Origin of the sequence: Iodobacter arcticus (genome assembly GCF_042664895.1) — a bacterium.
Lineage (GTDB): Bacteria > Pseudomonadota > Gammaproteobacteria > Burkholderiales > Chitinibacteraceae > Iodobacter > Iodobacter arcticus.
Genome location: NZ_JBHTBQ010000044.1, coordinates 479,258 through 492,401, shown reverse-complemented (window position 1 = coordinate 492,401; position 13,144 = coordinate 479,258). Strand labels below are relative to the sequence as shown.

Below are 13,144 nucleotides of genomic sequence, written 5' to 3'. Positions count from 1 at the left end.
GCCCATTTTGGCCTATTTCTCTCTGTTTTTCTCCCTTTTTCTCTCTCTGTTCTCTGCTACCCTCAGGACCGATCCTGAGGCAGGCCCCAGCATTTATGCGGGTTTGCGGGGAGGTGGTTCGAAAAGTAAATCACTTAGCATTCTGCGACTGAGAACAGAGAGACTATCCGACCAATGGTTACTCTTCGAAACAGAACCCTGTGTTTATGAGGGTTTATGCCCTAATTGGCTAAAGAGACCCCATTCAGCCCTAGCCATCAGATTTACGATATCCAGCCAAAACGGCCATGACGTCTACTTAAATATTAAGCACAGAGAATAAATTTTCGCTTATAAATACCCTATTTCCAAGCACGTGACCTTCCCCATGAGTACATAATTTTACTCAGCAAACTCAATCATTACTGTTTAAACGTGCTCTAGCTGCAATAGCATATTCAACCAACGTATCGATCCGCCAATCTCCATACTCCTCAGCTAGCTCACGTAAAACCTCATCTGGAGCTAATGGATATCTTTCCATGAATATTTGTTGTGAATGATCAGCGTTACGAGCAAGATGCTTATTAAGTAATTTTTTCCATGTCTGTCTAGGAATATGGTTAAAACCTGCATCATTTTCGCTAGGAAGTATGATGTCGAATAGTGCTTGGGTCACCGCACTCTGAGGAAGGTTCTTGATTCGACCCCATGATTTAATTTTGCTTCGTGGTTGCTTGGCTAAGTTCACGATCTTAGATGGGATAATGTTAGTTGCATGTGATTTAGAATTACACGCTTTGGTCTTGCTAAATGCAGCAGCATTCATATAGGCCACTGAAATCATGTACCAGATTTCAGCTACGCTAAAATCATCCAATAATCCAAGAAAAATTTCTCGCAATTTATCCTGATTAGGAATGTCGAGATTGTAATGCTCTGCGCGTTCTTCCACATAAGCAATAGACTCATCAACACCAATGTCTTTCCAAACGGGTAATAGCTCCTCCGTCCAACGGGACTGCCAAAAACCTTTCCGGAATTTATCCACTAGGGCAGAGAGTAGTTCTGCGGGCTCACAAGCAGTTTCTTGATTCAAGGTAACATTAAGAGCATAGACAACTCGACTCATGAAATACGAACTGATATCTTCTTCTTCGAATGCATTTAGTGGCGACTTTTCCGCATCCACATAGATAACTGATTCCTTTGTTAATAGCCGCATCCAATCCCACTTATTGTGATCCCCCGGCGTCAGCGGCATTCGCTCTATATTTGAAGAAAGTAATATATCTGGGTTATCTTCAGAAGTACGACTCCACAGCATGCCGAGCAAACATACTATTTGATGCAATGAAAGATCCTGAATATCAACAAGGACTTTGGGTTGCTTATAGGTGTTCAGAATAATCTGACGACGGTTCTTAGGATCTCGATTACGCTCTGCTTTGCATTGTTTACATTCGCATTGCGGCATGCCTTTTATTGTTGTGTATTCAACAGCGACAAACGATAAACCATAATTTTGATCTTGAGGTGTGCCATAGCGCTCAATATCCACTCGAGCCTGATGCTCACATTTTGTACAGATAACATGGCGCTCAGTAACACCTTCACAGTACTCCCCTTGACTCAAGGCCACGTCAGAATAACTCTCGCTACAATGACGACATTTTCCGTACTTCATAGTGCAATTGAGGTCTTTTGCAAACTCAACAGGATTGAGATTGATCTCATAAGATTGCACCAGTTTTGCACAGTCTTCCTGCGAGTAATAAGCTTCGACTAGCTCATCAAGCTGAGTGCGTGTTAAGTGACCTAGTACCCATTTACCACTAGGGTCCAAAGGTTTGTGCTTACTCGCGCACTCTTTACAAAAGCCATCTTTGTCTAGTTTCATTGATACTCGACTTCCGCAGCGTTGATAATCAGAGCGGTTTCTTATCTCAGGGGCAACTCCACAATTAATACAGGTCAGCTCTTCCCGTCCTAATGTTACCGACACAGATAACCTATCTAGCCAAACAGATACTTTGCTGCTTGCAATACCATGTGATTTAGCAATTTCTTGGACAGTTTCTGCAAACTTGCCGTCCTTTCGTGTCCAGTAGCGAACTAATACGTCTAAGTCTTTAGATGTTATGCCATCTTTCTGATAAACAAGATATATGTCTTCGGGCATCTCTAAATACTCAAATTTATCATTCCCTTCCATTTACTTTCCTTTGTTATTTTTGCAAAGTACACCATTACTATTCTATAGACTTACCCGGCACTGTTTAAAATATATCATCAACCCATAGCTAATATGTATACGAACTCAGAAGTGTAAATACAAAGCATGAAAAAAAATATTAATAATTAATTTTAAATAATTAATAATGCATTTTTATATAAAGTTGCATACTAACAATAATCATTTAGGGACATAAGAAAATAAATTATCTTTGTCTCGTTAAATCATCCATATCTAAAAAAAAAATTTTATTAGGCATAAAAAAACCCAGCCAGCGATGGTTGGGCTTCACTTTTTAAAAACATATTACCCACTAATTTTTTTCAAATGGCTAACTAAATTCGCCCATCCAGAAGAGCCCATTATTTCAGGGGCAATAATAGTGCAGAGATCCTCTCCAGCTTCCAGAACACCTTGTTCATTACCATAGATAGTACAATATAGTAATGCCACTTTTCCAAGTTCTTGAAGTGCAATATTTTTCAACTCTTGATTAATCGATTCACGCTGATTAATCAGTAATTTAATATTTTCTTCCATAATTATTTATTAATTTCCTTTTTAACTTTAATATAAAAATATATTTTTATATCCGAATTTAAAATATATTATTTACTAAAACCATCACACTAATGGGCGGCTATTTAAGTAAAAATTCCAATTTCTGCCTATCGAACCACCAAAGATTCACTTGGGAATCCTCCCACTCTTCAGGCTGCACGAGTGAATCATGTAAAACAGAATTTATAGTGTAAAGTTTTTCAGCATCATAGCAATAATCATGGTCAAAAAAACGCCCCATAAGTGCATCACAATGGAAACAGCCATTGGACATATAAGCTTCGCCCTGAGTTTTACTATATCGAGGTTTTATGCTTCCAATCTGATGCTGTGCACGAAGATCCTGTGGAAAAAGCTCTTTAAGTAATGGACTAGTATTATCCTCTTCTGAAAAATCATAAATGGAAACTTCCACTTCTTGATGATCAGGAAAAACTTGTCCAACCTGATAATAAATACCAGTGATTAAGGTTGTCTGCTTGTGGCATCGCCAACATTCTGCACTGGAGCCATGAATATCAACTGGCATTGACACACCTAGTGCAGGTGCAAACTTCAGGCAACCATGCAAAGCACCAAAAATAAAGTCTTGAAGACTAATACTTTGCTGCCAATAGATTGGGTCGTCTTTATTTCTAGCATTTAGGAAGACCCTACTTTTAATAGAAGGAAGTAAAACGGAAAAATTATTTTCCGCTTCTTCATAACAGAGTCTGAATGCGGGCGTAGCTTTTTCAAGAGGGAAGGCATATTGACGCATCAACCAAAGAGCTCTTACTCCTGATTCTCTGTATCGTTCTTGCCTTCTCAATGTTTCAATATCATCTTGGCGAGACCATTGAACTTCAAACGCTATTTTTGCTTTTTCACTTATAGCAATTACGTCCGCAATCCATTTTTCACCAGCAGCAGTTTGTCCTGCATGTTCAATATCAACAATCCAACCCGCTTTTCGAATTGCACACGCAATAATATTTTTTGCATGTAAATGCTCTGCTGTTTCTTTCTGAACAAAGCAATCCCCCCCTTTAGCATGTGCAAAAAACTGAGTTCCTAATTTAGATGTCTTGAGGATTGTATTAGCACCGCAGCAATGCATATTTAAGTGTTTTATTTTTTTGTTTTTTTCTTTAAGTAAATTCCAATCCTCGATGATGTAATCAAATGAAAATATAACTTGGTTATCTTCATCATTACGTATGCATTTAAGAGGCATTACAGTTTTTTCCCTTATTTACTTACAGATTATTATTAATTAACCCAGTTAATTTACTAGCCTACCTCGATCAAGCGTAGCATGCCAGCAACACCACTATCTGTAGTTGAGGCTACCATATGGCGCTTCGGCTTTTCTACCCAAGCTAATTCTCGACAACGATATAGAACCCAATACTGAAAATTGCAACAAAATACAACAGTAAGTTTGTGTTCATGGTTAGCATTGATTACTAGCAAACAGAGTCAGCGCAGCACTTCCACCGTATTTTATATTGATATTGGAGCATGAAAATGATGTGGTACAAAAAATGCAGCTAAATTACCTATTAGCTTTGGCATTTATGGTAAAAAATGACCCGCAGTTACTTAATATTGCACAGCAAGAATCTACGTTTCTCGACATTGAACAAAACATAGTTACATTAATTGCCAATGCGAGTTCAGTTAGCGAAGCACTACTTGCCTATGAAAACTTTCGGAGCCTGATTCCTGATTGGAAATTCGTGCTTGCTTCAGATAAAGGCGCAATACCTGGATTATCCGTGAATCGAGTATTTTCAGATGGTTCTGCCGTGCGAAGCCTTTTCGCAAAAGAGCGAATACTAGTACTTGATGGGGCCACACGAAGTGAGATGATCTCCGACGGAAAAGCGGTATTTCCAATTGATTATTCAATCTCGTTAGACACTCAAGCATTAAGCTATCTTGCACCTTATCTTGAAAACAAAAGGAGCAGGCTTCCAGAAGATTTTCATGAGATTTTTGCATTCATCTCACAAAGCAATGTCTTTGTGGATCCAGGGCCATACATTACAGAAAATTTGACCAATGTATTAGATTCAAAAAATTTAAATGACATTCGCAGGCGCTTAAATGGATATGAAACTCTGAGAAGTATAGATGAGATGCATTTCAAAAAAACTGGTGAAGTACGTTCAACAATATTGCAAAATGAGCAAATTATTAGAGTCGATGACACTCTGAACATGATGATCAAGAATGCATCGGACCCTAAAATACTGAAGGCTATGTTATATAGACATACTTTGATGTATTGCCTACTACTGAAAATGTCAATAATTCAATTACGGAGACCTCAATCTAAATTTTCAGCAATAAAACTTGTTGAATTTCTCGAATTCATGGATCAGCGTTTGCATACTATTTTTGCCCGTGAAACTATAGTAGCTGCTGAGTATTTTGTTAGAGGGCAAAGTAAGTTTGGGTTTTTTGGGAAAATTCAAAAAAAACAACCTGAAAATCTGGTACTACTTAAAAATATGGCTTGGGACTTATGGCATATACGCCATATTGAGGAAGCCACAACAACACACGAACAATTTCTCTCTGGTATTCAAGCACCTAGATATCGCTACTTCTTCCCCTCGCTATTAACGTGCGACAAGGACTTTATTGAAGTTATTGACTTATATCCTTTAAAATCATATGCCTACCAAAAAAACAAATACAGCCCAATGCCATTTTCAGAAATTGATTGGATTGCAAAGGTCGCAGGTAGTAAAGAGGCTGAGCACGGTTTCATTCAGAAATATTATTCAAAGGATGCGATTATACGTCGCGATAAAATGCGTATTAACGTTGATGAAAATATCGATACGATTAAACATGAATTGGAAGAAGAGCTTTGCAAAATTGCTCGATGAGCCAGGGTATATGTTAGGCTATGAATATAGGTCGCGATTAATGGTACTAGCGCTAAATAAACAGATAAACACTATAAAGCTGAAACGTGGATATAGTAAAAAATCACCCAAAGATGGCTAGTAGTTAATAATCAATTAGAGGTGTTTTATAAACAACGCTTCCTGTTCTTGCCAGTCCATTGATATTTTCTGCCGTAGAATAAACGCCAGATTAATATGCCGCTGCTCCCCCCCCAAGATCATTTCGAGGATACTTGGAGCCAGCAAAGTGAGGCGCAGCAAGCGGCGCACATAACTCACATCCAGTGCTTCAAGCTTGGCGATCTCAGCGGGAGTTTTTACCTTGTTGCTATCCAGCAATTTCTGCCAATAAAATGCCCGGCCCAGTGCACGAATCAGCGGGGTGTTCTCTGCTGCTTTACGCGCTTGACGCTCCTCTGCCGCCTCGGCCATAAATTGCTCAGGAGCATCGATGGGGGTGATGATCTCTTTCTTCATTCCGCGCTTGATCAATTTAAATGGAATAAACGTGGTGAGCAGAACAGGGCCTGCTGGGCTGGCTTGGTAGCTGTGTACTGGTTCACCGTTGAGCAGCAATGTTTGCTTATTTGGCATGGGATCTCCTAATCGAACTGCGCAATAATGTCTCGCTGGACCTGCCAATCCACCGGCAAACGATTCCTTTGAAACCACATCAAGGTGAGTCGCCTTGGTTGTCTGCCTGCCATTAACATTTCGATAATATCTGGTGCCAGTAAGGTGAGTCGCAGCAGCTCGTTCACCGTTGAATGATGAAGGCCTTCGGCTTTGGCAATCTCAGAGCCGCTTTTCATAAGCCCACTATCGAGTAATTTCTGCCAGTAAAAGGCACGACCTAAGCCCTGTAAAAACACGCAATCAAAGGCAGGAGCCGAGGTGCTGGCCAGCCGCTGCACGCCACGCCGCGTAATGGTAAGTGGAATAAAACTCTGCAGATTATTCATGCGGCTTCCTGCTCAAGCAGTTCGGCTCCAATGCTGCCCGCTGCAAACTCACCGATTAATCCCTGCCAGCCTAATTCATGCCATTGCACTTGTAAGCCATCCGCGACCAGATCGATGCGCTGAATCATGAGTTGCACAATCCGGTGGCGCTCAGCGGGAAACAATTGTTCCCACACATCTCCCAATCTCATCATCCCCAGCACCGCACTGGCTTCATCAAGCGGAGTGCCATTTTTTTGAATATGCTGGCACACCGCTGCAATCGACTCAGGACTGGCTAAAACGCTTTTAATTTGCGCGATCGTAGCCGCCTCTATGCCATTGGCAGCAATCCGCTCGCATGTTTTGCCCTCGGTACCAAAACGGATTTCTGATTTGGAAATATAGTAAAAATACGCTTTTCCCTTCTTTAAAGTGTAAGTCGAGTACATCGGATCTCCCGCAGCGTTAAATAATAAGCCACGTAGCAGTACATCATTGCGGCTGCGAGTTTTGCTGAGCACTGATCTATCGTGGGCATGATTGGCCAGCACAGCGTGGACCTGCTCCCATAATTCAATGCTGATAATGGCCGGATGGGCCGCAGGAAACCATTGACCCTTGTGTGATAACTCCCCAAGATAAATGCGATTACGCAGCAACTTATATAGATACTTTTTATCGATCCGTGCGCCCTGTCGCGTTAAGCCTTTTTGCGTGGTCCAGACCTTGGTGCTAATGCCTTCATCACTAAGTATTTGTGCAATTCTTGTTGGTGAACCGATGGTGAGCATCTCGCTGAAGACACGCTGCACGACCGCCGCCTCAGCAGCATTGATCACCAACTGGCGCTGATCAACGTCGTAGCCCAGTGGCGGCACACCGCCCATCCACAGGCCTCTTCTCTTACTGGCTGCGATTTTGTCGCGGATGCGCTCACCGGTAACCTCACGTTCAAATTGGGCAAAAGACAGCAATACATTCAGCATCAGCCTACCCATCGAGGTGGTGGTATTGAATTGCTGGGTAACAGAAACGAATGACACGCCATGTGCCTCGAACACTTCGACCATTTTAGAAAAATCAGCCAAGCTGCGCGTCAGCCGGTCGATTTTATACACTACGACGATATCGATCTTGCCCAGCTGGATGTCGGCCAATAGCCGCTTTAAACCAGGTCGCTCAATATTTCCCCCTGAAAAACCCGGATCATCATAATCATCGGCAACCGCAAGCCACCCCTCCGTGCGCTGGCTGACGATATAGGCCTGCCCTGCTTCCTTTTGAGCATCAATCGAGTTGAATTCCTGAGCCAGTCGCTCATCCGAAGAGACGCGACAATAGACGGCACAACGTTGCGGAGGCTTGCTAGGCGCAGAGATGTTCATTTCGCCCCCTGCTGGCGTAGTCCAAAAAATAAGGGCCCTGACCAAGGCGTACCGCAAATATGCCGAGCAATGGCCGATAGGCTTTTAAATTGACGGCCTTCGTATTCAAACTTTCCTTCGGCGGTAACCATCACTTTATGGTCACGCTCACCCCATTCACGAGTCAGTACGGTACCCGGCGCAAGGTGAATCTCTGGCCGCTTAATACGCGGTTTGATCTGCGAATCATGGCTACCAATGCCTTCCAATCGTCGCTGTGTATTGGAGGCGAGACCACCTAGGGCTTGCTCTTGCAGCTTATAAGCGAGGCGCGATTCCAAATGGCTGCGATTTGGGTTTTCTGGGCGACATGGAAAGTATTGATCCCATAGCAACCAGAGCTTTGCACTGGGGAGTGAGGCCAGCCCTGCAATCTGGGCGGCAAGCGAGACCGTGGCTTCTGCATTTTTCATGACAAACATCCTACTGAGAGAGGTTTGTATGAACGCTCTGCTCGGGCAGAAAGCCAAGTCCTAAATGGCGTTCTGGCAGTTTATTTGCGAGCTGGGAACGCATAAGGGCAGCGGCGAGAATAACCGTGATTTCTGCTGCCCGCTGCTGGGGAGACATCTCAGTGGGCGGGATTAGTTTGGTCATTTTCATGACAGCTCCAACCGGTGGCAACTGTCATCAAGCATGCGCCAAGTGTTGATAAGTATCTGGGGCAAGGCGGGTAATACAGGGTAATGGAGTCCATTCCTCCTTACCATTCATCAGATGTAGGCCCAGAGCCAACACCTCAAGTCGCTCGTTTATATACTCGCCCTTATCAAAAATCTAGGCGCAAGCTGGTTTTGCCTTGCCATCGCTCCGCACACCTCTTACCGAAAAACCATCCCCATGATCCGCCGCCAAGACGGCACTGTGATGCAAGCCGCTGAGTGTGCATTGCATCAATTGATCATTGCATTTTAGAACAATCGTTCTATCGTTGAAAATCAACGCAAGTACTGGAGTAGAGGTCGCCAGCAACTGAGCACAGATTGAGGTCAAAAAAGTTTACTAATGCGATTAGAAGGCGACATTTTCACGGTGAAATTTCGACATTTTTGTAAGGTAATGTTTTTCAATTATATTAATTGACATTGTCAACACTTGAAATATCAATTAAATTATTTTAATTTTGTAAGTATATTATTATCAAATAAAATATGTCTACAAAAAAAATACAATACTGCATACCAGTTAAAAGAGTACTCCTACAAAAAACACAGCACTGCATATAAACAAGACAAACTACATTATAAAAAAAGTAAAATATTGCATACCAATCGAACAAAAATTTGTCTACAAAAAAACGACAAAACTGTAAAAAAAAGTGATCAACATTTCATGTTTCCCTGACGTAAATTTGAAATACTTACAGTACAAATTTATTTATTGACATTGACAATATTAATTTTCAATATTAATTTTGTTTATATTGTAAGTATTTAATTATTTTACTTCCTAGCATATGGAGTACATATGTCGTGAATATTTTTTCCGTATACACTCTGTTTCGATACTAAACGGGGATTGTAATTTTTTTCAGCATCAATCACGCAGCGGCCGTTTATCATAAAGCAGCAGAAGTAAGTAGAAATTAAAATGGAACTAGCTATATTTTTTATTCGAACACCAAGCACGAACATCACGCAATAAAAACTTAAACAACAAGTCAATATTGCGTAATTAATACAACTTACTATGCGTACTAGAAAGGAATTGATCGTGACTGATTTTGATGATGATTTAAACGAAGGAATGGCTCATCTTTTCAATATGGCGCGTAAATCAAAATGCGATGGCATGACGGTGACTATATCTCTTACTCCACAAACCAAAGCGGCAGAGTTTGATATTAAGCCTCCAATTAAAGACCATGATTCTGCTGGATATGGGGCTACCAGAGGAGAAGAGACCGGCACTCCATTAGGTGAAATATCACTGTGCGATCTGAAGCAAAATGTCATTTGGTTCGATGGCCTACCTTGCAAATTAAGCGACCAAGAAACCAATCTTATACAGACGATGCAAATGGCACCACATCATGCGCTTAACAAAGATCAGCTAAAAAGGGCCGTAGGTAGTCATTCCCACTATTTTAAACCCTGCACAGTGTTTAAACACCACCCACAAATATATGACCGCCTCTTTTACTACAATACTGACCTCCAACTCTATGAACGACGAAACACAGAAGACTGGCAATAAATCCCCTTCCGCTTTTGTACATCTTTTGCACGAAAATTAAGCGAATCCTAGTCAAACACGATTCGCTTTTTACCTTCTTGAGTGCATTTTCTTGGCCAGCTCTGCCATTTTCAATCATCTATTTTTCTGCCCACCGGTGGGCAAGCCACGGCCTACCGCATTACCTTGCATCTGCTATTCTCATCCTTTCGTCTTATTTCCTCTATCGAATCACCTTCAAACTCCTGCTTGTGTGACCGTATGCCTGTTAATTTGCCCACCGCTGCCCACCGGTTTGACCGTACCTCTGTCATTTTCGTCCATTTATCTGCTTATTTGCCCACCGGTGGGCAACGATCTGCCCACTGCTTTACCTTTTACTTGCATTGGCACAGTTTTTGTTGACTGTAATTAGCCTTGCATATTGATAAATAATGAACTTCAGCTTCAAAAACTCAATTTTCTTTATAGAAAAATCCATTTTTTAACCGCTCATACGCAAATTATCAACGCCCATCGACAAAGTAATCTTCTGCCTACCGACTTGCCCACTCTGCCCACCGGTTTGCCCACCACCCCTAGCACAGACTTCTCCTTCACGACAGCAACCCATGCTCAGTCGTTTTGAAAGGAGTCACATCAAAATGCAAGTTCAAAACAAAGCCAAACATTCCACGCAAAATTTCCCACTCACTCCCAATCAACCTCGCCTTGCCCTTAATGAGTACGAACTCGCAGCTCGGTGGGGTCTGTCGGTCAAGTCCCTACGCCGTTGGCGACAAGAGCAAATTGGCCCTCTCTTCTGCAAATTCGGTAGTCGTGTTTGCTACCTGATTTCCGAAGTTGAAAACTATGAACAGCTCGTTTCACGCCGTTCAACTTTCGCTCGTGCTGACTCACAGGGAGCCAGTCATGAATAAGCTCCCTTCTGCCGCCGCCTTTACCGTTTTCCCCTCCGACCTTGCTGAGATGTCGGTCTGCCAATTGGCCAGCCTGCTACCCGAGCAAAAACACCAAATTGCCCTCAATCTCGTTGAATTAGGTAACTGGCTGAAGCAGGCCAACGCCAAGTTCGATACGGCCTTGGAATACAGCTATGGCGAACGAGCCCGTATTGCACTTCGTGATTCTGACCGCGATTTTGGTACCAACCACCTCACAGATGGCCCGCTCAAAATTGCTTTTGTGCTGCCTAAAAAAGTCACATGGGATCAAGTGCAGCTGGCTGCCATCGCTGCTCGCATCTCAGAGTCTGGCGAAAAAGTGTCTGACTACATTGATTTTAAACTCTCAGTCAGTGAATCGCATTACACCAATTGGCCACCGGCATTGCAGGCGCAATTTACCGAGGCCCGCAGCGTGGAACCCGGCAAGCCCTCATTCACCCTGACTTTTGATGCAGGGGATGCGCCATGAGCTTGCCTATTATTTCTGCCGAGCAGCGTATGAAAGAGCACCGCTGCGCCAAAATTGTGCTCGTTGGCATTCCGGGTGTAGGCAAGACCAGCCAACTTAAAACCCTCCCTGAATCGGAGACGATGTTTGTTGATCTCGAGGCCGGTGACATCGCCGTGCAGGATTGGCATGGCGACACCATCCGCCCTCGATCATGGCCAGAGTTTAGGGATCTGGTAGTATTTTTAGCGGGGGCCAATCCTGCGGCAGCGGCGGATCAGTCCTTCTCACAAGCCCATTTTGATGCCGTCTGCCAGCACTATGGCGACCCGGCTCAGCTGGCCAAATATCGCTATTACTTTGTCGACAGCATCACGGTGTTGTCCCGCCTGTGCCTCGCTTGGGCCAAAACCCAGCCTCAAGCTTTCTCTGAAAAAACCGGCAAACCCGACACCCGTGGCGCTTATGGCTTATTGGGCTCGGAGATGATTGCTGCGCTGACGCATTTGCAGCATGTGCGCGATAAGCACGTGGTGTTCGTGGCCATCCTCGAAGAAAAATCCGACGACTACAACCGGCGCTATTTCGCCCTGCAGCTGGAAGGTGCAAAGACGGCGCTCGAATTACCCGGCGTAATTGATGAGGTCATTACGCTGGCGTTTCTGCCTGCGGCCGCGAGTGAGGAAGAGGCGCTGCCTGCCTTACCTTATCGCGCTTTTATTACCCACACTGACAATCCATGGGGCTATCCGGCCAAGGATAGATCCGGTCGTTTGGATATGGTCGAAGAGCCGCATCTGGGCAAGTTAATCGATAAATGTGCGGCCCGACTCGTTGCCAATGTTGAATACATCCCCGCAAAGGCCGCCAAAAAGGCTGCCGCTAAGGAGCAAACATCATGAGTGATCACACATGGAATGATTTTAACGATGCCGATGCTCAGCAATCGGGCTTCGATCTGATTCCAAAAGGCACGATCGTGCCACTGCGCATGAGCATCAAGCCCGGCGGCCACGACGATGCTGAGCAAGGCTGGACCGGCGGCTATGCCAGCGAGTCATTTGATACCGGTTCGATCTATTTAATGTGCGAATTTGTAGTGACGGCGGGTCCCTACGACAAACGCAAGCTGTGGAGCTTAATTGGCCTGTATTCACCTAAAGGCCCAACTTGGGGGCAGATGGGGCGCAGTTTTATCCGCGCAGCGCTGAATAGTGCTCGCAATATTCATCCGATCGACAACAGCCCAGAAGCGTGTGCGGCACGGCGTATTAGCGGTTTCGACGAATTAGATGGGCTGGAGTTTCTGGCTCGAGTTGATATCGAAAAAGATCAAAAAGGCGAAGACCGCAATGTGGTCAAGATCGCGGTAGAACCCGATCACGCCGACTACGCCGAGCGGATGGGTTTGGGCATTTCAGCGCCTGCGCAGGGAAAATCAGCGGCGGCAAGCCCTGCTGCCAAGCCCGAGAAAGCCCCCAAAGCAAAGCCCGCTCCCCCCGGTAAACCGTCTTGGGCCCAATGAGG

Annotated in this window: 13 protein-coding genes; 5 read left to right on the top strand and 8 right to left on the bottom strand. The window is 43.9% G+C overall.

Going from position 1 to position 13,144, the window contains the following annotated elements; translation table 11 throughout:
• Positions 1-394: 394 nt before the first annotated feature.
• The 3 genes from ACFQNF_RS19740 to ACFQNF_RS19730 all read right to left on the bottom strand — a co-directional run bounded on the left by ACFQNF_RS19740 (position 395) and on the right by ACFQNF_RS19730 (position 3,992).
• Positions 395-2,194, bottom strand: coding sequence for a hypothetical protein (locus ACFQNF_RS19740; protein ID WP_380189909.1), 1,800 nt, complete (start codon positions 2,192-2,194; stop codon positions 395-397).
• 327 nt (positions 2,195-2,521) lie between these two features.
• A complete protein-coding gene (locus ACFQNF_RS19735; protein ID WP_380189907.1) occupies positions 2,522-2,755 on the bottom strand; it encodes a hypothetical protein in 234 nt (77 codons plus the stop codon).
• A gap of 100 nt (positions 2,756-2,855) precedes the next feature.
• Positions 2,856-3,992 carry a competence protein CoiA family protein gene (locus ACFQNF_RS19730; RefSeq protein WP_380189905.1) on the bottom strand — a complete coding sequence of 379 codons (1,137 nt, stop codon included), beginning with the start codon at positions 3,990-3,992 and terminating at the stop codon, positions 2,856-2,858.
• Positions 3,993-4,302: 310 nt separating this feature from the next.
• Here ACFQNF_RS19730 and ACFQNF_RS19725 point away from each other — a divergent pair, with 310 nt between their 5' ends.
• Positions 4,303-5,658: a hypothetical protein gene (locus ACFQNF_RS19725; protein WP_380189903.1), complete on the top strand. Its 1,356-nt coding sequence runs from the start codon at positions 4,303-4,305 to the stop codon at positions 5,656-5,658.
• Positions 5,659-5,793: 135 nt separating this feature from the next.
• On the opposite strand, the gene ACFQNF_RS19720 is transcribed toward ACFQNF_RS19725, so the two are convergent.
• Genes ACFQNF_RS19720 through ACFQNF_RS19700 form a run of 5 tightly spaced genes read right to left on the bottom strand, consistent with a single transcriptional unit; the run spans position 5,794 to position 8,650 of the window.
• Positions 5,794-6,273 carry a hypothetical protein gene (locus ACFQNF_RS19720; RefSeq protein WP_380189901.1) on the bottom strand — a complete coding sequence of 160 codons (480 nt, stop codon included), beginning with the start codon at positions 6,271-6,273 and terminating at the stop codon, positions 5,794-5,796.
• Between the two features lie 8 nt (positions 6,274-6,281).
• Positions 6,282-6,641, bottom strand: a complete 360-nt coding sequence (locus ACFQNF_RS19715) for a site-specific recombinase resolvase (protein WP_380189899.1) — start codon at positions 6,639-6,641, stop codon at positions 6,282-6,284.
• A complete protein-coding gene (locus ACFQNF_RS19710; RefSeq protein ID WP_380189897.1) occupies positions 6,638-8,008 on the bottom strand; it encodes a recombinase family protein in 1,371 nt (456 codons plus the stop codon). Before ACFQNF_RS19710 ends, ACFQNF_RS19715 begins: the two co-directional genes overlap by 4 nt.
• Positions 8,005-8,460 (bottom strand): DUF2924 domain-containing protein, encoded by a 456-nt coding sequence (locus tag ACFQNF_RS19705; protein WP_380189895.1) that lies wholly within the window; start codon positions 8,458-8,460, stop codon positions 8,005-8,007. Before ACFQNF_RS19705 ends, ACFQNF_RS19710 begins: the two co-directional genes overlap by 4 nt.
• A 10-nt stretch (positions 8,461-8,470) precedes the next feature.
• Positions 8,471-8,650: a hypothetical protein gene (locus ACFQNF_RS19700; protein ID WP_380189893.1), complete on the bottom strand. Its 180-nt coding sequence runs from the start codon at positions 8,648-8,650 to the stop codon at positions 8,471-8,473.
• A 1,110-nt stretch (positions 8,651-9,760) separates the two neighbouring features.
• On the opposite strand from ACFQNF_RS19700, the gene ACFQNF_RS19695 reads away from it, so the two are divergent.
• The 4 genes from ACFQNF_RS19695 to ACFQNF_RS19680 all read left to right on the top strand — a co-directional run bounded on the left by ACFQNF_RS19695 (position 9,761) and on the right by ACFQNF_RS19680 (position 13,142).
• Entirely contained in the window at positions 9,761-10,243 is a 483-nt protein-coding gene (locus tag ACFQNF_RS19695; RefSeq protein WP_380189891.1) for a hypothetical protein, read from the top strand.
• An 891-nt stretch (positions 10,244-11,134) separates the two neighbouring features.
• Positions 11,135-11,638, top strand: coding sequence for a hypothetical protein (locus tag ACFQNF_RS19690; RefSeq protein WP_380189889.1), 504 nt, complete (start codon positions 11,135-11,137; stop codon positions 11,636-11,638).
• Entirely contained in the window at positions 11,635-12,519 is an 885-nt protein-coding gene (locus ACFQNF_RS19685; protein ID WP_380189887.1) for an ATP-binding protein, read from the top strand. Before ACFQNF_RS19690 ends, ACFQNF_RS19685 begins: the two co-directional genes overlap by 4 nt.
• Positions 12,516-13,142: a hypothetical protein gene (locus tag ACFQNF_RS19680; protein WP_380189885.1), complete on the top strand. Its 627-nt coding sequence runs from the start codon at positions 12,516-12,518 to the stop codon at positions 13,140-13,142. Before ACFQNF_RS19685 ends, ACFQNF_RS19680 begins: the two co-directional genes overlap by 4 nt.
• The last annotated feature ends 2 nt before the right edge of the window (positions 13,143-13,144 follow it).

What these genes read in the sequence shown, in the direction of transcription:
- ACFQNF_RS19725 (WP_380189903.1), top strand. Translation starts at nt 4,303, where the DNA reads ATGCAGCTAAATTACCTATTAGCTTTGGCATTTATGGTAAAAAATGAC.
- ACFQNF_RS19685 (WP_380189887.1), top strand. Translation starts at nt 11,635, where the DNA reads ATGAGCTTGCCTATTATTTCTGCCGAGCAGCGTATGAAAGAGCACCGC.
- ACFQNF_RS19700 (WP_380189893.1), bottom strand. Translation starts at nt 8,650, where the DNA reads ATGAAAATGACCAAACTAATCCCGCCCACTGAGATGTCTCCCCAGCAG.
- ACFQNF_RS19680 (WP_380189885.1), top strand. Translation starts at nt 12,516, where the DNA reads ATGAGTGATCACACATGGAATGATTTTAACGATGCCGATGCTCAGCAA.
- ACFQNF_RS19705 (WP_380189895.1), bottom strand. Translation starts at nt 8,460, where the DNA reads ATGAAAAATGCAGAAGCCACGGTCTCGCTTGCCGCCCAGATTGCAGGG.
- ACFQNF_RS19690 (WP_380189889.1), top strand. Translation starts at nt 11,135, where the DNA reads ATGAATAAGCTCCCTTCTGCCGCCGCCTTTACCGTTTTCCCCTCCGAC.
- ACFQNF_RS19710 (WP_380189897.1), bottom strand. Translation starts at nt 8,008, where the DNA reads ATGAACATCTCTGCGCCTAGCAAGCCTCCGCAACGTTGTGCCGTCTAT.
- ACFQNF_RS19720 (WP_380189901.1), bottom strand. Translation starts at nt 6,273, where the DNA reads ATGCCAAATAAGCAAACATTGCTGCTCAACGGTGAACCAGTACACAGC.
- ACFQNF_RS19715 (WP_380189899.1), bottom strand. Translation starts at nt 6,641, where the DNA reads ATGAATAATCTGCAGAGTTTTATTCCACTTACCATTACGCGGCGTGGC.
- ACFQNF_RS19735 (WP_380189907.1), bottom strand. Translation starts at nt 2,755, where the DNA reads ATGGAAGAAAATATTAAATTACTGATTAATCAGCGTGAATCGATTAAT.
- ACFQNF_RS19730 (WP_380189905.1), bottom strand. Translation starts at nt 3,992, where the DNA reads ATGCCTCTTAAATGCATACGTAATGATGAAGATAACCAAGTTATATTT.
- ACFQNF_RS19740 (WP_380189909.1), bottom strand. Translation starts at nt 2,194, where the DNA reads ATGGAAGGGAATGATAAATTTGAGTATTTAGAGATGCCCGAAGACATA.